Source organism: Brachybacterium nesterenkovii, from assembly GCF_900163655.1.
Classification (GTDB): domain Bacteria; phylum Actinomycetota; class Actinomycetes; order Actinomycetales; family Dermabacteraceae; genus Brachybacterium; species Brachybacterium nesterenkovii.
Window position 1 is genome coordinate 25,863 of sequence record NZ_FWFG01000101.1, and the last position, 18,582, is coordinate 44,444.

Consider the following 18,582-nt stretch of genomic DNA (forward strand, 5'->3'; position numbering starts at 1 on the left):
CGCCCTATCCGGCCGAGACGACCCAGGAGGCCCCGTGCGCGACGAGTCCGCACCGCCCGTCCCCACCCTGACCGCCGAGTTCCCGGTGGTCGGCGACGACCCCCATATCGACGCACCCCTGCGCGCCGTCGTCCGGCGCCTGTCGACGCTGCTCGGCCGCACCATCGCCGATCAGCACGGCCCCGAGCTCCTCGAGCTCGTCGAGGACGTGCGGCGCCAGACCAAGGAGGCGAAGTCCTCCACCGACGCGGACGACGCCCGCCGCATCCAGCAGCGCCTCGCGGAGCTGCCGATCGAGCAGGCCACCGCGCTGACCCGCGCCTTCACCGAGTACTTCCTGCTGGCCAACGCCGCCGAGCAGGTCTACCGCGTGCGCGCCCTCGACGAGGCGGCCGCGGAGGACTCCTGGATCCCGCGCACCGTCAAGGCCATCTCCGAGGAGCTCGGCCCGGAGGCGCTGCAGGCGGCCGTCGACTCCCTCGACGTGCGCCTCGTCTTCACCGCCCACCCCACCGAGGCCTCCCGCCGCGCGGTCCTGACGAAGCTGCGGCGCGTCTCGGACCTCCTCGACTCCGAGACGGAGGAGGGCACGGTCGAGCGCCGCCGCCAGGACCGCGACCTGTCCGAGGTCATCGAGGCCCTGTGGCAGACCGACGAGCTGCGCCGCCAGCAGCCCACGCCGATCGACGAGTCCCGCAACGCCCTGTACTACCTGCGCCAGATCTACCTGCACACGATGCCGGGCGTCCTCGACGACTTCCGCGACGAGCTGCGAGAGGCCGGCGCGGACCTCACCGAGCGCACGACCCCGCTGCGCTTCGGCTCCTGGATCGGCGGCGACCGCGACGGCAACCCGTTCGTCACGGCGGCGGTCACCCGCGAGGTGCTGCGCCTGCAGGCCGACACCGCGATCGACATCGCCATCGAGTTCATCACCCGCGCGATCGCGGACCTCTCGGTCTCGAGCTCGCTCACCGGGGACGATCCCGAGCTGCGGGCGAGCCTGGTTGAGGACATCGAGCGCCACGGCCTCGTCGAGCGCGACCAGTACGAGCCTTACGAGCAGGAGCCCTACCGCCTCAAGCTCGGGGCCATGCGCTCCAAGCTCGAGAACACCCGTCGCCGCATCCACGACGGCCTCGCCCACGAGGCGGGCCGGGACTACCTGCGCGGCTCCGAGCTGCAGGACGACTTCGATCTCGTCCGCGCGGCGCTGGCCCGCCATCAGGGCGACCGCGTCGCCGACGGCTCCCTCGCGATCGCCCAGCAGGTCCTCGCCGGCGTCGGCCTCTCGCTCGCGACCCTCGACGTCCGCGAGCACGCCGAGAAGCACCACGAGGTCCTCGCCCGCCTGTTCGACCGCCTCGGCGAGCTCGACGGCGCCTACGACGACCTCGACCGCGAGACCCGCACGCGGGTCCTGTCGGCCGAGCTCGCGAGCCGCCGCCCGATGGCCGGCGCCGAGCTGTCGTCCCCGGAGAGCGGGATCCTCGATGATGTCACCCGCCCCACCTTCCAGGTGTTCGGGGAGATCCGCGAGGCCCACCGCGTCTACGGCCCCGAGTGCATCGAGACGTACATCGTGTCGATGACCCGCGGCGCCGACGACATCCTCGCCGTCGCCCTGCTGGCCCGCGAGGCCGGCCTCATCGACCTCGCCAGCCCCGAGAAGAAGCGCGCCGACATCGGCTTCGTGCCGCTGCTCGAGACCGTCGAGGAGCTCCGCAACGCCGGCGCGATCCTCGATCAGCTGCTGCGGGACCCCTCCTACCGCGAGATCGTGCGCCTGCGCGGGGACCGGCAGGAGATCATGCTCGGCTACTCCGACTCCAACAAGGAGTCCGGCGTGGTCACCAGCCAGTGGGAGATCCACCAGGCCCAGCGGCGCCTGCGCGATGTGGCCGCCGAGCACGACGTCACGCTGCGCCTGTTCCACGGCCGCGGCGGCTCCGTCGGTCGTGGCGGCGGCCCCACGTACGACGCGATCCTCGCTCAGCCCTACGGCGTCCTCGAGGGCGCCATCAAGTTCACCGAGCAGGGCGAGGTCATCTCCGACAAGTACATGCTCCCGGTGCTGGCCCGCGAGAACCTCGACCTCTCGCTCGCCGCGGTCCTCCAGGGCACCGCCCTGCACACGACCCCGCGCCAGTCCGCTGAGCAGCTCGAGCGCTTCGGCCAGGTGATGCAGCACGTCTCGGACGCCGCCTTCGCGCGCTACCGGGTGCTGGCCGACGACCCGGATCTGCCCGAGTACTTCGTGCTGTCGACCCCGGTCGAGCAGCTGGGCGACCTCAAGATCGGATCGCGGCCCTCCAAGCGCACCACGTCGGAGAAGGGGCTCGACGGGCTCCGGGCGATCCCGTGGGTGTTCGGGTGGACGCAGTCGCGCCAGATCGTCCCGGGCTGGTTCGGCGCGGGCTCGGGTCTGAAGGCCGCCCGCGAGGCCGGGCTCGAGGACGAGCTGCACGACATGCTGCGGTCCTGGCACTTCTTCCGCACCGTCATCTCCAACATCGAGATGACGCTCGCGAAGACCGACATGGACATCGCCGCGCATTACGTGCACTCCCTCGTGCCCGAGCGCCTGTGGCACCTGTTCGACGGGATCCGCGAGGAGTACGAGCTCACCGTCGCGGAGGTCGAGCGCCTCACCGGCGTGCTGGGCCTGCTGGACAACCAGCCGATCCTCAAGCGCACCCTGGCCGTGCGCGACCGCTACCTCGACCCCATCAGCTACATGCAGGTCGCGATGCTGCAGCGGGTCCGGGCGCGCGACGCGCAGGGCCTCGAGCCCGACGAGCAGCTGCAGCGGGCGCTGCTGACCACCATCAACGGCGTCGCGGCGGGCCTGAAGAACACCGGCTGAGTCGGGAGTCTCCGCGGGGCGGGCTCCCGGGCGTGTCGTCCCCGAGGCGCGTGGTCCCTGGGCGCGTGGTCCCTGGGCGCGCCGAGGGGAACTCGGTTTGTGTCCATTCCCGTGTACAAGCTCAGGCGCATGTACACGGGAATGGACACAACTCGCGTCAGGGAGGGCGCGCCTGTCCGAAGGGGGGGCCCCTCTGGACGCGGCGCTCATCAGCGCGCAGGACGCGCTAGACGCGCAGCATGCGCCGGTGGTGCCGTGCCGCGGCCGAGCTCCGCTCCCGCCGAGCCAGCCCAGTTCGATGCAGGCGGTGCCTCGGCTCCGGCGCGGAGGAAGGAGCGCTGCAGCGCCGAGAGGAATCGCTGGGGCCGGGCGATGTCGGCGGCCGTGGCATACCGCAGATCCCAGCCGACGGATGCGGGGGCGTCACGACGGCGCTCGTCCGCGCGCCACTGGTCACGACCGGTCCGATGGTATTCGCCCTGGTACTCGATGCCGATCAGCAGGTGCGCATACCCGAGGTCGATGCGGCGGAGGTGCCCGGGGGCGTCGGGGTCGGGCACGACGATGTCCGGCGTCGGCTCAGGAAAGCCGGCTCGGGTGATGAGCAGGCGCAGGCGGGTCTCCCCGGGCGATGCGACGCGCGGTCGGGCCAGAGCGAGGGCGTTCCGCGCAGCAGGAGATCCGTGACGCTGCTCGCGCCGTAGGATCTCCCGCATGTCGACGGGCGGCAGGTCCGGGACGGGGCTCGCCTCACCGAGCAGATGGTCGGCCACGGCGACGAGGTCGACGAGAGGCAGAGCAGTGCCCAGCTGCCGAAGCACCTCGACGGGGTGCGACACGACCAGGCCCTCGATGGAGACCGTCTGCCCGGGGTGTGACCGGTGCACGCGGACGCCGGGCCCCGCGCTGTGGGAGCCGCCGGGCGGGACGATGCAGTGCAGCGGGGGAGGGGTCCAGGCAGGCGTGGGCTCGAACGACGAGGACGCGGCGCGAGGGGACGCGGCAGGCTGGGATGCGGCAGGCTGGGACGCGGCGCGCGGGGACGCGGCAGGCTGGTGGAGCGCCTCGCCGCGCCGGGCGTCGGGGCTGGCCTCGGGGAGGCGCGACGGGGTGATCCGACCCTGGGTCGTGCGTCGTGTGCGCTCCCCGAGCAGGCCGATGCCGCCGTCGAACCACCAGGGCAGGGGAAGGCCGTGCAGGGAGGCGGCCGTGCTGTGGCTGATGACGCGCCCCGGCAGGACATGCGTCTGGAGCCGGTGGCACATCGCGGTGAGCGAAGCGGGCTGTGCGGTGGGCGTGTAGACGCCGGGGAAGATGCGCGTCAGGTCCGGTCCGGAGAGCCGCTGCGTCGAGACCCCGCGGGCGATCCAGTCGGCACGGCTCAGGAGTGCCCCGGGCGGGAGAGGGGTTGTGCGCGGCATGTCCCGGACGCTACGGCGGAGGGCGGCTGCGCGGGCAGGGGGCGATACGCGGTGGGGACAACGGGTGCCTGTGGAGGCATGGCGACGCGCGGCCTGCGCACGGTTGTGTCCGTTTCCGTGTACATGACGCGCGTCGTGTACACGGAAACGGACACAACGCTGCGGGCGGCTCAACGGGGCGCGACCGGGGCGACGGTGGCGCCGACCGGCTCAGCGCGCCCGCAGCGTCACCACTCCAGGACGGCCCAGCGCTTCTTCTTCGCGACCGCGTACAGCCCCAGGTCCGGGGAGACCGCCGACGGCGTGCCGACGAGCTCGAGCCAGGCGGCGTCGGCGTGGGAGTCGCCGTAGCCGTAGGACTTCTTCAGGTCCGCACCGACGCGGCCGGCGTACTTGCGCAGCCAGTTCGCGCGGGCCTCGTCGACGAGCGGCGGGGTGGCGAGGTAGCCCGTCATCACCCCGTTCTCGTCCTCGTGCATGTGCGTGGCGACGACCTCGTCGAACAGGTCCGCGAGCGGCTCGACCAGCACGTCGAGCGCGCCCGTCACCAGCACGGTGCGGTGCCCCGCCCGCCGGTGCTGCTCGATGAGCTCGAGCGCCTCGGGGCGGATCGACGCGCGGATGCGCCGGCCCAGCTCCCCGGCGAGCAGCTCGCGCAGCTCGGCCGTGCGGAAGCCCTGGTAACGGCGGTTGACGGAGCGGATGAACTCGGAGCGGTCGCGGCTCTCGGCCCGCAGGTAGCCGGGGAGGGCGCCCGCGAGGTTGCCGATCTCGGCCGGCCACTGGCGGCGCGGCTTCGTGGCCTTCACGACGTCGAGGTACTGCTGGACGATGTTCGTCGCGACGACGGTCCCGTCAAGGTCGAACACGGCCAGGACGTCGGAGCCCTCGGGCATCGCGGCGGCGGGGCGCTCGGCGCGCGTGCTCAGCGCGGCCTTGCGGCGCGAGTACGCCTTGGTCAGCTCCGTGACGGCCGGCAGGTGCAGCTCGCGGAAGTAGGTCTGCCAGTCCAGGTCCGCGATGTCGAAGTCGAAGGCGGCGCGGTCCACGCCCTCGACGGCGCCGGCGACGCCCTCGGCCGACGTGCCGCCGGCGAGGAACGCGGCGGGCAGCTCCTCGCGCAGGGCGCGCGTGTTCGCATCGTCGAAGACCATCTCCGTCTTCGTGTACTGGCGGTACAGGTCGGTGTACTTGCGCAGGCTCGCCAGCCCCGAGGCGTTGCGATGCAGAGTGGAGGTCCAGGTGCGGGTGCGCCGCGTCGCGGGCAGGCGGGAGACGGCCATCTGGCCGGCCTTCGTCGCGAGCTCCTTGAGGCGGAAGCGGACGTCGACCATCTCGACGGCGGGGAAGTCCCACTCCGGCACGATCACCGGCTCGCCCTTGTCGTCCTCGAGGGGGTTGTCCACGAAGTAGCCGCGCACGGCCGTGACCATCTCGTGGAACGGCAACGGGTTGGTGTTGCCGGAGACCACCTGGAAGTAGGCGTCGTCGCCGCGGCGTGACACCGGCTGGGTCGCGAGCGCGACGATCACGTTGACCACGAAGTCGACGGGGATGATGTCGAGGATCGAGTCGGCCAGGCCCGGGAACTCGGGCAGCAGGCCGCGGCCGTAGGCCATGATCAGCGGGTCGGCGACCTTGTAGCCGTCGATCCAGCCCGGGTAGGGGCGGCGCAGCGCCGACTCGATGATCGAGGGGCGCACGAAGGAGACGCGGTGGCCGGAGCCCGCCCACAGGTCCTCGGCGACGCGCTCGGCCATCGCCTTGGTGAACGTGTAGATGTCGGTCCAGCCGACGGACTGCGCGCGCAGGCGCCCGTAGTCGACGAGGCGGTCGTGGACCCAGCTGCGGCGCGCGTCCTCCGCGGCGGCGGCCACGGCCTTAGGGCCCATCTTCCCGTCGCGCACGCGAGCCTTGAGCATCTGCGAGCGCAGGGCCTCGGGCAGGCGGGACTCGGCGTCGACGCGCTCCCGGGCGGCGAGGGCCGCGTCGTGCTCGGCGCGCCAGTCGACGTCGTGGACGAGCGCGCCCTCCTGGCGCAGGCCCTTGGAGATGCCGCCGACGTACGCGGTGGAGACGTGGATGACGTGCGGGTCCTGGCCGGAGGCGAGCAGCGCCTCGTAGAGGTTGCGGGCGCCGCCGACGTTGGTGCGGAAGGCCTCGTCGATCGGCGGGTCGAACGATACCGAGGACGCCGAGTGGATGACGGTGTCGACGTGCTGCGTGATCGGAGGCATGTCCGTGAGATCGCCCTCGAGGACGTCGACGCGCTCGTCGAAGGCGGCGCGGGCCGTGCCCTCGCCGGCGCGCTCGTCCCAGGAGGCGAAGACGGGCTTGCGCAGGAGGCCCTCGAGGCGCTTGCGGCCGGTCTGCGCGCCCTTGGGGCGGATCACGACGGTCACCCGCACGCGCGGGAAGCTCTCGAGGAGCGCCTGGAGGACGGCCTGGCCGAGGAACCCGGTGACGCCGGTCAGCAGGATCTGCTGGTCCGCGGGCGGGGCGGCGGGGGCGACGTCGCTGGTCTGATCAGTGGTCTTCGACATGCTGGAGGCTCCCGGGGACGGTGCTGCGCGATCGCTGACGGACCGCCGCGCGATGCTGCTCGGATGCTGCTCGGGAGTCGCTCCCGGCGCTGGTCAGCGCCGCGCTAGTGTACCGTAGCCGCATGCACAGGGCCCTGATCACCGGTGGCACATCCGGCATCGGAGCCGCATTCGCGACCGCCTTCGCACGCCGCGGCGTGGACCTCGTCCTGGTCGCGCGGGACGAGAACCGGCTGCAGGAGTCCGCGGCCGCCCTGCGTCGCGAGTACGGCATCGACGTGGAGACCATCGCCGCCGACCTCTCCGACCGCGACCACCAGCAGCGCGTGGCCGATCGCCTCGAGGCCGCGGATGCCGAGCACCCCGCGATCGACGTGCTCGTCAACAACGCAGGCTTCTCCGTCCGCACCGAGCTGACCAGCGCGGACATGACCGAGCACGACCGCGGCTACGAGGTCATGATGCGCTCGGTGATCCTCCTGTCGGCCGCCGCCGCCCGCGCGATGACGGCCCGGCATCAGGGCTGGATCATCAACGTCGGCTCCGTGAGCGCGTTCGTCACCCAGAACAACTACTCCGCGATCAAGTCGTGGGTGAACTCGTACACCGAGGCGCTCCACGTGCAGCTCGAGGGCACGGGCGTGCAGGTCACGCTGCTCGCCCCCGGCTGGGTCCGCACCGAGTTCCACTCCCGCGCCGGCATCAAGGGGTCCTCGATCCCCGGCTTCCTGTGGCTCACGCCCGAGCGCCTCGTCGAGGAGTGCCTGCGCGACGTCGCCCGCGGCCGCGCCGTCTCCATCCCCTCCAAGCGCTTCCAGGTGCTCGTGGCGCTCGCGCGGGTGGCGCCGCGCGCGGCGATCCACCGGGTCAGCTCGGTGCTCTCCTCGCGGCGCAGCAGGGAGCGCTGACGCCGATGGCAGGCTCCGACCAGCGCGGCGCGACCGGCGACGGGACCGCGGCCCGCCCCCCGCAGCCCTCGCTCTCCTCGCCGGCGCGCGCACAGGGCTTCGACCTGTCCGATGAGCGCCTGGCGGTCTACCGCTCGCGCTGGCGGGCGGGAGTGCGCTGGTTCATCCAGCGCGTCGTCTTCCGCGCGGTGCTGAACTCGGCGGTCACCCCGAGCGTCGAGGTCCACCGCCGCGTGCGCACCATCCGCGGCCCCTTCGTGCTGGTCTCCAACCACACCAGCCACGTCGACGGGCCGCTGCTGGCGATCAGCCTCCCGTGGAGCCAGGGCCGACTGCTCTCGACGGGCGTCGCCGCGGACTACTTCTTCCGCGTCTGGCATCGCCGCACGTTCGTGCGCTGGATGCTCAACGCCTTCCCGATCGACCGCGACGGCTCCCGCAAGAACTCCGGCACGTCCCGGCGCCTGCTGCGCTCGGGCGTGCCGATCCTCGTGTTCCCCGAGGGCGGGCGCCAGCAGACCGGCGTGATGGGGAGCTTCAAGCCGGGGGCCGCGGCGCTCGCCGCGAACGTGGGCGTGCCCCTCGTGCCCGCCGCGATCATCGGCGGCCACGAGGCGATGCCCAAGGGCCGCAACTGGCCCAAGCCGGGGCGCCCGCCGGTGAAGGTCGTCTTCGGCGAGCCGCTCGTGGCCGCCCCCGACGAGTCCGTCACCGACTTCAACGACCGCATCCGCGCGGCCGTCGCCGATCTCTACGACACCCACCGCGACGCAGTCCTCGGACCGCGCCCGGCGCCCGCACCGGACCCGCACGACAGGAAGGCGGACTGACGATGGACCGCAGCACGAGGACCGCTCCCGCGGGGACGCCCGCTATCCCGAGCACGGGCCCCTGGCCGGCCCCGGCCTCGGGCCGCGAGGTCAAGCGCCACAAGTGGTGGGGCTGGGGCCTGGACGACGTCGCGTTCCGCTGGGACAACAAGCCCGCGTTCCCGCCGTTCGCCAAGGACAAGATCGGCCTGGACCTCCACGAGCTCGAGCAGCGCCCCGAGCCGGAGCTGTCGGCGTACGAGGTGCCCGCGAGCCGCCTGGGCGAGCAGACGCGCGCGCGACTGGTCGAGCTGCTGGGCGAGGACAACGTGCTGGTGGACGACGAGATGCGCGTGGTCCACTCCTTCGGCCGCTCCGTCACCGACCTGTTCCGGGTGCGCACGGGCGACTTCGAGCGCATCGTCGACGCCGTCGTCTACCCGCGCACTGAGGAGGACGTGCAGGCGATCCTGCGCCTCGTCCTCGACGAGGACCTGGTGCTGATCCCCTTCGGCGGCGGCTCGTGCATCTCCGGCTCCGTCACCCCGGATGTCGCCGAGCAGCGCCCCGTCGTGACCGTCAACCTGGGGCGCATGCGCGCGGTGCTGTCGATCGACGAGACCTCCGGGCTGGCCCGCGTCGAGGCCGGCGCCTACGGGCCCGACCTCGAGGACCAGCTCAACGCCGAGGGCTGGACCCTGGGCCACTTCCCGGACTCGTTCAACTACTCGACGCTCGGCGGCTGGGCCGCGACGCGCTCGACAGGCATGCAGAGCGACAAGTACGGCGACATCGCCGACATCGTCCGCGGCCTGCGCCTGGCCCACCCGCGCGGCGTCCTCGCCGTCACCGCCCTGCCGGGACAGTCCGACGGGCCGAGCATGCGCGAGCTGGTGCTCGGCTCCGAAGGGCGCCTGGGCGTGATCACCGAGGTCACCGTGCAGGTGCACCGCCTGCCGGCGCAGCGTCAGGTGATCGCCTACATGTTCCCCGACTGGGAGCACGGCATCCGCGGTATGCACGCGATCGCCCGCGCCACCGACGTGTTCCCCACGTTCACGCGCCTGTCCGACGGCCCCGAGACCGCGTTCTCGCTGTCGATGGTCAAGGAGCCGACGTCGACCAAGGGCAAGGTGGCCGGGAAGGTGCAGGACGGCCTGTTCGCCTACCTGCGGCGCAAGGGCTGGAACACCGACGGGGACATGTGCATCGCCTACGTGTGCTTCGAGGGCTCGAAGGAGTCCGTGTCGCGCCAGGAGAGCACGGTCAGGGGGATCGTCAAGCGCAACGGCGGCATCTCGCTGGGCGCCGGCCCGGGCGCGATCTACGACCAGAAGAAGTTCGACACCCCGTACCTGCGCGACTTCCTGCTCAGCTACGACGTGTTCGGCGACGTCTCGGACACCGCGGCCCCGTGGTCGCGCCTGAACGAGATGCACACCGAGGTCATGGCGGCGGGGCAGAAGGCGCTCGACGATATGGGCCTGACGGGCTTCATGTTCTGCCACATGAGCCACAGCTACCACTCCGGGGCCTGCCTGTACTTCACGTTCGCCTTCCCGTACTCCTCGAAGGAGCGGGCGCTGGCCGAGTACACGACCCTCAAGCACGCGGTGCAGCAGGCCTTCATCGACCACGGCGGCACGCTGAGCCACCACCACGCGGTGGGCACGGAGCATCAGCCGTGGATCGAGGACGACATCACGCCCGTCGGGGTCTCGATCCTGCACGACGTGTTCTCCGCGAGCGACCCGGGCCGCAACCTCAACCCGGGCAAGATCATCACGCCCTGACGCGGCGCTCCCGACGCCCGCATGACGAAGGCCCCGCCCTGGGCGGGGCCTTCGTCATGCGCGAGGGGCCGAGGCCCGAGGTGCGGTCAGGCCGACTCCCTCCGCACGAGCTCGGGGACGCCGATGGCGACGAACGGCATCGGCTCCCCGGCCAGGATCGCCTCGACCGAGGCGGGGGAGTCCTCGAGGCGCGTGCGGATGTAGCGGCCGATGAGCCCCATCGGGGCGGCCAGCAGGAACGGCAGGCGCCAGCCCCAGTCGACCATCTGCTGATCGGACAGCGTCGCCGTGAGCAGGGCGGCGATGAGGGAGCCGAGCAGCAGCCCGGTGGCCGTGGAGGCGGGGACCATCGCGGCGTAGATGCCGCGACGGTGCGGCGGGGCGTACTCGACGAGGAAGGCGGAGGCGCCGGCGTACTCGCCGGAGGCCGAGAAGCCCTGGACCAGGCGCAGGATGAGCAGGGCGATCGGGGCCAGGATCCCGATCAAGGAGTAGCTGGGGATGAGGGCGATGAGGAACGTTGCGCCGCTCATGATGAGGATGGACCAGCCCAGCGCCGCGCGGCGCCCGAGGCGGTCGCCGAGGTAGCCCCAGATGAAGCCGCCGATGGGGCGGACGATGAAGGAGATGGCGAAGATCGCGAAGCTCGAGAGGAGCTGGGTGGCGCGGTCGGCCTCGGGGAAGAAGGCGGCGCCGATCGTGGCGGCGAGGTAGCCGTAGGCGGCGTAGTCGAACCATTCGACGAAGTTGCCGATGAAGCTGGCCTGGAGCACCTTGCGGCGTGTGGCGGGGTCGATGCGATGCGGCATGTGCCGTCCGCTGAGCGTGTCGTAGCCGTCGTCCGACGGCGGCGGCGCTGTGGGGACCCGGCTCGCGGGGGAGGGGCGTGCGGGTCCAGGGGGCATGGCGCTCATGGCGCCTCCTTCGGTGTGGGTGCGGCACTGCATCCGGTATGCGTTGCGCAGAAGGCAACGACGTTGCACGAGAGTGCACTCTGACGTCTCTGGCGTCAACCCTGCGACCGCGCTCCGGATGCTCTTGACGGGCCTCGGGGCTCGTGGTCTCATGGCGCCTAGCGTTGCAATGAAGGAAACACGGTTGCGTCAGGCGATGATGCCGGACCGCCACGAGCCGGAAGAGGTGCACACCCATGACCGCCCAGAACCCGAACACCGCCCCCGCCACGTCCGTCGCCGACCTCGAGCGCCTCAAGGTGCTGCACATCGGCGAGAAGCAGCAGCTGACGTTCTCCGACGCAGAGTTCGAGCGCCGCCTGGCGGGCCTGCGCGAGATCATGGCGGCGAAGGACCTCGACGCGGTGATCCTCACCAGCTATCAGGGCATCAAGTACTACAGCGACTTCCTGTTCACGTACTTCGGCCGCAGCTACGCCATGGTCGTCACCGCCGACGACACCTGCACCGTGACCGCCAACATCGATGCCGGCATGCCCTGGCGCACCAGCTACGGCGAGAACATCGTCTACACCGACTGGCAGCGCGACAACTTCTACTACGCCCTCCAGCAGGTCCTCGCCGAGCGCGGCATCACCAGCCCGAAGCGCCTGGGCATCGAGGACGACACCGTCCCGATGCTGATCCGCCAGCGTCTCCAGGACGCCTTCGAGGGCGCGGAGCTGGTGGACGTCTCCCAGGACGCCATGCGCCGGCGCATGATCAAGTCGGCCGAGGAGATCGAGGTCATCAAGCACAGCGCCCGCATCGGCGACCTCGGCGGCGAGGCCGTCCGCGCGGCGGTCCACGAGGGCGTGCCGGAGTACGAGGTGGCGCTCGCCGGGACCCAGGCGATGACCCGTGCGATCGCCAAGACCTTCCCCCACCGCGAGGTGCGCGACACCTGGGTGTGGTTCCAGTCGGGCATCAACACCGACGGCGCCCACAACTGGGCCACCACGCGCCAGGTCCAGAAGGGGGACATCCTCTCCCTGAACTGCTTCCCGATGCCCACCGGCTACTACACGGCCCTCGAGCGCACCCTGTTCTTCGGCGAGCCGGACGAGGAGTCGCTGCGCCTGTGGAACATCAACGTCGAGGTCCACCGGGCGGGCATCGAGCTCATCAAGCCCGGCGCCGTCTGCAAGGACATCGCCGCCGCCCTCAACGAGATCTACATCGGCTACGGGCTCCTGCCCTACCGCACCTTCGGCTACGGGCATTCCTTCGGCGTGCTGTCCCACTACTACGGGCGCGAGGCCGGGCTCGAGCTGCGCGAGGACATCGACACCGTGCTCGAGCCCGGCATGGTGGTCTCGATGGAGCCCATGATCACGATCCCCGAGGGGCAGCCGGGCGCCGGCGGCTACCGCGAGCACGACATCCTCGTGATCGGGGAGGACGGGGCCGAGGACATCACGATGTTCCCCTTCGGACCCGAGCACAACATCATCAGCGCCTGAGGCGCTGCGGGGGCCGCGGCGGGTGAGGACACGCCCCCGCCGCCGGGCAGCGACCGGTTGCGGACACGCCCCCGCGGCCGGATGAGGAGAGGCCGCGGACGGAGCGGGATCACCCTCCGTCCGCGGCCGCGGCGCGTCGCGGACCCCTGTCGGAGGGCGGCTCTGCATCCCGGGGCGGACGCGCTCGAGGCGCTCTCCGCACCGCCCCGCAGACCAGGAGGGATAGGGTCTCGCCATGCCCACCACCGCCACCGCCCGCAGCGCCCAGGACCAGCGCGGCGGCTCGGTGATCGCCAACGTCTTCGAGGTCCTGCGCTGCTTCACGAGCGACGCCCCCGACCAGGGTGTCACCGAGATCGCGCGCCGCGTCGGCCTCCACAAGTCCTCCGTCTCCCGGATCCTGTCCACCCTCGAGGCCGAGGGCATCGTCGAGCGCGACGAGCGGACCCGCCGCTACCGCCTGGGGCTCGGACTGATCGGGATCGCCGCTCCGCTGCTCGCCTCGCTCGACGTGCGCCGCATCGCGGTGCCCGAGCTCGTGGCCCTGCGCGACCGCACCGGCGAGACCGCGGCGCTGACCGTCTGGGACGGCCAGGAGTCCGTGTCGGTCGAGCAGGTCGCGAGCAAGCGCAACGTCAAGCAGACCTCGGCGCTGGGCTCCCGCTACGGGACCGGCCTCAGCGCGAGCGTGCAGGTGTTCTGCGCCCAGGAGGAGGAGTCCCGCGTGCGGGAGCTCCTCGCGCGCGGCGATCTGGGCTTCGACGAGCCGATGGATGCGGAGGTCTACCTCGAGCGGCTCGAGGAGGTGCGGCGCACCGGCTTCGCCCTGAACGACGGCGAGACCCTGCCCGACGAGGCCGCGGCCGCGGCGCCCGTCCTCGACCACCGCGGTCTGTGCGTCGGAGCCCTGCTCCTGGCCGCCCCGCGCTTCCGCGTCTCGCGCGCGCAGCTGGAGGAGCTCGGGATGCAGACCCGCGCGGCCGCCGACGCCGTCAGCCGGCGCATGGGGGCCGACGTCCCCCGCCGCTGACGGCGTCGCGCCTCAGCCCGCGGCCGCCCCTGCCGTCCCGTCGCCGAGCTCGGAGAGCAGCTCCGCCCCGAGGTCCGCGACGACCTGCTCGTGCAGGAGGCGCCCGCTGTCGGCGCTCGCCCCGATCGGGCTCGACAGGCATCCCGAGGCGGGAGTGCGCTCAGGGTGGATCGGGAGGCGGTCGAAGCGGCGCAGCTGCGCCGGCCCGTGGCTGGGGGCGCGGTCCATGCGCACCAGGCGCGGATGCAGATGCAGCATGAGGGAGGTCTCGAGCACGCCGCCGTGCTCCACGTCCCAGCCGCCGAAGCCGTCCGGGAACACCCGCCCGATGGTCTCCTCGCTCACGTAGTCCCAGTACGACAGGAGCAGGACGGCGGAGGCGTCCCGCGCCTCCGCATCGAGCTCCCGCAGGGCCAGATCGATCCCCTCGTACAGGAACTGCGTGTTCTCGAAGTGCCCGTTGACCAGCACGATCCGCCGCGCGCCCTGGCGCAGCAGGGAGCGTAGGACATCCTGGGTCTGGCCGATCAGCGCGGCGGCGTCCAGGCTCGTCGACCCGGTCAGGTGGTCGCCGCCGCCCGAGCGCTGCTGGGACTTGTAACCCCACGAGAAGGCGGGCATCACGAGGCCTCCGACGTGCTCGGCGGCCCCGCGCGCCATGGCATCGGCCAGCATCGCGTCCGTCCCCAGCGGGAGGTGCGGGCCGTGCTGCTCGGTCGCGCCGACGGGGATCAGCACGGGGGCGCCGGCGGCGAGGCGCTCGGCGAACGTCACGGCATCGATCTCGGCGGCGACGACGGCGCCCGCGCCCGGCGACGTCGGGGAGGCGGCGGGTCCGGTCCGGTCGGTCATGACTGCACGCTCCCGTGCTTGAGGGGGATCCCGTCGGCGTCCACGTGCTCGTCCTCCGGCAGCGGGCGGGGATCGTTGATGGTCTTCTCCAGCTTCTTGACCTCGCGGTTGCGCTTGCGCAGGCGACTGACGAGGTTGGCGATCATCAGCAGGATCACGAACGTGAAGGGGAAGGCGCCGATGATGGTGCCCGTCTGGACGGTGTCCAGTGCCGAGGTCCCGCCCATCGACAGCAGGGAGATCGCGACCGCGCTGATCGAGACCACGAGGACCACGCGGAACCAGGCGCCGGCGCGCTTAGGGGCGGAGACGAATGAGGCGAGCGCGTAGGTGCCCGAATCGAGGCTCGTCACGTAGTAGGTGGCCACCAGCAGGGTCGCGACGATCATCAGCACGGTCCCGACGATCGGGATCATGCCGAGCATCGAGAACAGGCCGCTCGAGGTGTCCTCGGCGACGTCCGCGGAGATCGAGCCGGAGCTCGTGGAGTCGTAGTAGAGGGCGGCGGAGCCGATCACGCCGATCCACACCATGACGATGAGCGAGGGGACGATGCACACGCCCAGGACGAACTCGCGGATCGTGCGGCCGCGCGAGATGCGGGCGATGAACCCCGACACGAACGGGGAGAACGCGATCACCCAGCACCAGATGAACACGGTCCACCAGCCGCTCCAGGAGTCCTCCCAGGAGGCGATGGACCCCTGTGCGAGAGAGGCGTCGGTGAAGAAGCTCATCGGGACGAAGTGCGTGAAGAACGCCCCGAAGGTCTCCGTCATGGTCGAGAGGATGTAGACGATCGGGCCGAAGACCAGCACGCCGACGACGAGCACGATCGAGAGGATCGAGTTGGCCTCGCTGATCCTCTTCATGCCCTTGTCGACGCCGAGGAAGGCGCTGCAGGCCGCGAAGGCGCCGAGGGCGAGCACGACTGAGATCCACAGCACCGGGGAGGCGGAGATCCCCAGCGCCGCGGACAGGCCCGAGCTGAACTGGATCGCGGCGAAGCCGAACGAGGTGGCCAGGCCCAGGACGGTGGCGATGATCGCGAGCAGCTCGACAACCACGCCCGCGGGCCGCTGCACGGCGCGGGGGAGGATGTCGACGGTGGCCTCGCGGAAGGTGAGGGTCTTGCCGAGGTTGTGGTGGGAGTAAGCCAGGCACACGGCGACGATGCAGTACATCGCCCAGGCCGTCAGGCCCCAGTGGAAGTAGGACCATGCCATGCCCGCCGTGCCGGGGTTGGGGCCTGCGGGGATGACGGGGGCCTCCTCCTTGAGCATGATCGGCTCTGCGACGGACCAGAAGATGAGGCCCACTCCCTGCCCGCAGGCGAAGAGCATCGAGTACCAGGCGAAGCTCGAGTACTCCGGTTTCGCCTGGGGGCCTCCCAGGCGGACCTTCCCGACCTTGGCGAAGACGAGCCACAGGCACACGCCGGCTGCGGCGATCGAGTAGAGGACGAACAGCCAGGTGAAGTGCCGGGTCACGAGCGTCCGGGCGCTCGAGATGAGGTCGGCGGCACCACCGGGGTCGAGCACGACGGCGATGATCGCGGCCACGATCAGCAGCGGCGGCGCGGCGGTGATGACGGCGCGGTCGAGAGGCGGGATGATCCGGCCGCGGAAGCGGGGGAGAGGGACCTCGGCGGTGGCTCCGGCGGGGCCGGTGCCGTTGTCGGCGGCACCGCCGGGGGTGGCGCCCCGGGTGGGCCCGACGCGGAGTCGGGGGCCGTGGTCGGGGGAGGGGGCGAAGGCTTGCGCGTCATGTCCAGTCCGTTCGTCGTGCGTCGTCGCGCGGTCGGGGCGGGAACGTCTCCGGTGCGATCGTCGGATACCAGCCTGCAAAGTTGCGGTGAAGGCAACACGATTGCGCTGAAGTGTAGCGAGGGCGCGCGGCTTTGCCCACCCCCGTCTCGGACGGGGGCGGGTGGGGTGTCGCGGGGTTCCGCGCGGTCCGGCGCGCGCCTACAGGGCTGCGCGCAGCGCCCGCTCGAAGTGGGCCACGTGCTCGGCGGAGGTGGCCTCGGCCCCCTCGGCATCGCCGTCGAGGATCTGCTCGAGCAGGTCCGCGTGCTCGGCGATGTGCGCGGTGAGGTCCGTCAGGCGGTCGATCGAGACGCACCAGATGCGGGCGGCGATGTCGGCGTACCGCCCCAGGGTCTCGGCGAGGTAGTCGTTGCCGGTGGCGAGGTGGACCAGGCGGTGGATGCGCATGCCCATGAGCATGAGATCGCGCCGCGATCCCGATCGGGCGAGCGAGTCCGCGGAGAGCTCGGGCACGAGGAGCTCGATCTCGCCGCGCACGGCCCCGCCCCGCTTCTCGGCGGCGCGCCGCGCGGCGAAAGGCTCGAGCACGGAGCGGACCTCGGAGATCTTCGAGAGCTCGGTGATGTCGATGGTGGTGGCGAACGTGCCGCGGCGGGGGTAGGAGACGACGAGGTGGTCGCGCTCGAGCTGTTTGAGGGCCTCGCGCAGCGGCGTGCGCCCCAGGCCCAGCTCCGCCATCAGGTGCGACTCGTGGATCGGCTCGCCGGGGGCGATGTCGAGCAGGATCAGCCGATCGCGCAGCTCCCGGTAGGCGCGGGCGGACAGGGAGGAGCCGGCGGCGGACCCGGTGGACTCCTCGGGCGGCGCGGGAAGGCGCATGGGTCTGCTCCTCGTCTCGGCGGTCAGGCCCTTCCTGGGGAGATCCTCGATCCGGTGCGCTCGGGGCGCGGCGAGGAGATCCGGAGTCCGGGAACCTGTTGACACTGTTTCCTCGGGCATCCTACCGTGAGCCCCACCTTGATATATCAAGGCTCGACGACCATCGATGAGGAGCGTCCATGTCGAATCCGAGCAGCCCCGAGACGCGCTCGCCCAGCACCCCGCCGACGGCCGCCGCGGCCGATCCCGCCCTGTCCGCCCCGCTCGCCGAGCTGGACTCCGAGATCTCCCGCCTGATCGACGCCGAGCTCGCCCGCCAGCGCGGCGGCCTCGAGATGATCGCCTCGGAGAACCACACCTTCCGGGCCGTCATGGAGGCCCAGGGATCCGTCCTGACCAACAAGTACGCCGAGGGCTACCCCGGGCGCCGCTACTACGGCGGCTGCGAGCACGTCGACGAGATCGAGCGCCTCGCGATCGCCCGCGAGACGCAGCCCAGGCTCATCATCGCCGGCTGGTCCGCCTACCCCCGGCAGCTCGACTTCGCCCGCTTCCGCGCGATCGCCGACGAGGTCGGCGCCCTGCTCATGGTCGACATGGCTCATATCGCCGGGCTCGTCGCCACGGGGCTGCACCCCTCGCCGCTGCCGCATGCGCACGTCGTCACCACCACCACGCACAAGACGCTCGGCGGGCCCCGCGGCGGCATGATCCTCACCAACGACGCGGAGATCGCCAAGAAGATCAACTCCGCCGTGTTCCCCGGCCAGCAGGGCGGGCCGCTCGAGCACGTCATCGCGGGCAAGGCCGTCGCCTTCGGGCAGGCCGCCTCCGACGCGTTCGCCGACCGCCAGCGCCGCACCCTCGAGGGCGCCGCGATCCTCGCCGAGCGCCTGAGCCGCCCCGACCTCGCCGAGCGCGGCATCACCGTGCTGACCGGCGGCACCGACGTGCACCTCGTGCTCGTGGACCTGCGCGACTCCGTGCTCGACGGCCAGCAGGGCGAGGACCTCCTGGCCCGCATCGACATCACCGTCAACCGCAATGCGGTGCCCTTCGACCCGCGCCCCCCGATGGTCACCTCGGGACTGCGCATCGGCACCCCGGCGCTCGCCACCCGCGGCTTCGACGCCGATGCGTTCACCGAGGTCGCCGACATCATCGCCGAGGCGCTGATCGCCGGCACCGCCGAGGGAGGCGCCGACGAGGCCGTCCTCGCCGAGCTCGGACGGCGCGTGAGCGCCCTGGCCGACGCCCACCCCCTGTACCCCCATCTCGCCCAGCAGGAGGCCTGAC

At 71.7% G+C, this 18,582-nt stretch carries 12 protein-coding genes and 1 pseudogene; 7 read left to right on the forward strand and 6 right to left on the reverse strand.

What is annotated here, in order from left to right; translation table 11 throughout:
- The first annotated feature begins 85 nt into the window (after window positions 1–85).
- Window positions 86–2,866, forward strand: coding sequence for a phosphoenolpyruvate carboxylase (ppc, locus tag FM110_RS11810; protein ID WP_234992423.1), 2,781 nt, complete (start codon window positions 86–88; stop codon window positions 2,864–2,866).
- A 209-nt stretch (window positions 2,867–3,075) separates the two neighbouring features.
- Here the strand turns inward: ppc and FM110_RS11815 are convergent, their stop codons facing one another.
- Both FM110_RS11815 and FM110_RS11820 read right to left on the reverse strand, forming a co-directional pair.
- Window positions 3,076–4,287: a hypothetical protein gene (locus FM110_RS11815; RefSeq protein WP_087104954.1), complete on the reverse strand. Its 1,212-nt coding sequence runs from the start codon at window positions 4,285–4,287 to the stop codon at window positions 3,076–3,078.
- A 227-nt stretch (window positions 4,288–4,514) separates the two neighbouring features.
- Window positions 4,515–6,830: an HAD-IB family hydrolase gene (locus FM110_RS11820; RefSeq protein WP_087104955.1), complete on the reverse strand. Its 2,316-nt coding sequence runs from the start codon at window positions 6,828–6,830 to the stop codon at window positions 4,515–4,517.
- Between the two features lie 122 nt (window positions 6,831–6,952).
- On the opposite strand from FM110_RS11820, the gene FM110_RS11825 reads away from it, so the two are divergent.
- Genes FM110_RS11825 through FM110_RS11835 form a run of 3 tightly spaced genes read left to right on the forward strand, consistent with a single transcriptional unit; the run spans window position 6,953 to window position 10,340 of the window.
- A complete protein-coding gene (locus FM110_RS11825; protein ID WP_087104956.1) occupies window positions 6,953–7,738 on the forward strand; it encodes an SDR family NAD(P)-dependent oxidoreductase in 786 nt (261 codons plus the stop codon).
- A gap of 5 nt (window positions 7,739–7,743) precedes the next feature.
- Window positions 7,744–8,568, forward strand: coding sequence for a lysophospholipid acyltransferase family protein (locus FM110_RS11830; RefSeq protein WP_087104957.1), 825 nt, complete (start codon window positions 7,744–7,746; stop codon window positions 8,566–8,568).
- A gap of 2 nt (window positions 8,569–8,570) precedes the next feature.
- A complete protein-coding gene (locus FM110_RS11835; RefSeq protein WP_087104958.1) occupies window positions 8,571–10,340 on the forward strand; it encodes an FAD-binding oxidoreductase in 1,770 nt (589 codons plus the stop codon).
- A 170-nt stretch (window positions 10,341–10,510) separates the two neighbouring features.
- Here the strand turns inward: FM110_RS11835 and FM110_RS11840 are convergent.
- Window positions 10,511–11,149 (reverse strand): annotated as a pseudogene (locus FM110_RS11840) (MFS transporter); the annotation flags it as partial.
- 341 nt (window positions 11,150–11,490) lie between these two features.
- Between FM110_RS11840 and FM110_RS11845 the strand changes: the two are divergent.
- Together FM110_RS11845 and FM110_RS11850 are read left to right on the forward strand one after the other, a co-directional pair.
- Window positions 11,491–12,756, forward strand: a complete 1,266-nt coding sequence (locus FM110_RS11845) for a M24 family metallopeptidase (protein WP_087104960.1) — start codon at window positions 11,491–11,493, stop codon at window positions 12,754–12,756.
- 235 nt (window positions 12,757–12,991) lie between these two features.
- Complete coding sequence (locus tag FM110_RS11850; RefSeq protein ID WP_087104961.1) at window positions 12,992–13,786, forward strand: IclR family transcriptional regulator; 795 nt, start codon at window positions 12,992–12,994, stop codon at window positions 13,784–13,786.
- A 12-nt stretch (window positions 13,787–13,798) separates the two neighbouring features.
- Here FM110_RS11850 and FM110_RS11855 read toward each other — a convergent pair whose 3' ends face one another.
- The 3 genes from FM110_RS11855 to FM110_RS11865 form a co-directional block, all read right to left on the reverse strand.
- On the reverse strand, window positions 13,799–14,638 hold the full coding sequence (locus FM110_RS11855; RefSeq protein ID WP_087104962.1) for a creatininase: 840 nt from the start codon (window positions 14,636–14,638) through the stop codon (window positions 13,799–13,801).
- On the reverse strand, window positions 14,635–16,485 hold the full coding sequence (locus FM110_RS11860) for a BCCT family transporter (RefSeq protein ID WP_234992417.1): 1,851 nt from the start codon (window positions 16,483–16,485) through the stop codon (window positions 14,635–14,637). Before FM110_RS11860 ends, FM110_RS11855 begins: the two co-directional genes overlap by 4 nt.
- Window positions 16,486–16,605: 120 nt before the next feature.
- Window positions 16,606–17,286: a GntR family transcriptional regulator gene (locus FM110_RS11865; RefSeq protein WP_087104963.1), complete on the reverse strand. Its 681-nt coding sequence runs from the start codon at window positions 17,284–17,286 to the stop codon at window positions 16,606–16,608.
- 179 nt (window positions 17,287–17,465) lie between these two features.
- On the opposite strand from FM110_RS11865, the gene glyA reads away from it, so the two are divergent.
- A complete protein-coding gene (glyA, locus tag FM110_RS11870) occupies window positions 17,466–18,581 on the forward strand; it encodes a serine hydroxymethyltransferase (protein WP_087104964.1) in 1,116 nt (371 codons plus the stop codon).
- Window position 18,582: the final 1 nt, after the last annotated feature.

Bases quoted from the DNA above. Each gene is read 5' to 3' on its own strand.
- FM110_RS11815 (WP_087104954.1), bottom strand. From the start codon at position 4,287: ATGCCGCGCACAACCCCTCTCCCGCCCGGGGCACTCCTGAGCCGTGCC.
- FM110_RS11820 (WP_087104955.1), bottom strand. From the start codon at position 6,830: ATGTCGAAGACCACTGATCAGACCAGCGACGTCGCCCCCGCCGCCCCG.
- FM110_RS11825 (WP_087104956.1), top strand. From the start codon at position 6,953: ATGCACAGGGCCCTGATCACCGGTGGCACATCCGGCATCGGAGCCGCA.
- FM110_RS11830 (WP_087104957.1), top strand. From the start codon at position 7,744: ATGGCAGGCTCCGACCAGCGCGGCGCGACCGGCGACGGGACCGCGGCC.
- FM110_RS11835 (WP_087104958.1), top strand. From the start codon at position 8,571: ATGGACCGCAGCACGAGGACCGCTCCCGCGGGGACGCCCGCTATCCCG.
- FM110_RS11845 (WP_087104960.1), top strand. From the start codon at position 11,491: ATGACCGCCCAGAACCCGAACACCGCCCCCGCCACGTCCGTCGCCGAC.
- FM110_RS11850 (WP_087104961.1), top strand. From the start codon at position 12,992: ATGCCCACCACCGCCACCGCCCGCAGCGCCCAGGACCAGCGCGGCGGC.
- FM110_RS11855 (WP_087104962.1), bottom strand. From the start codon at position 14,638: ATGACCGACCGGACCGGACCCGCCGCCTCCCCGACGTCGCCGGGCGCG.
- FM110_RS11865 (WP_087104963.1), bottom strand. From the start codon at position 17,286: ATGCGCCTTCCCGCGCCGCCCGAGGAGTCCACCGGGTCCGCCGCCGGC.
- glyA (WP_087104964.1), top strand. From the start codon at position 17,466: ATGTCGAATCCGAGCAGCCCCGAGACGCGCTCGCCCAGCACCCCGCCG.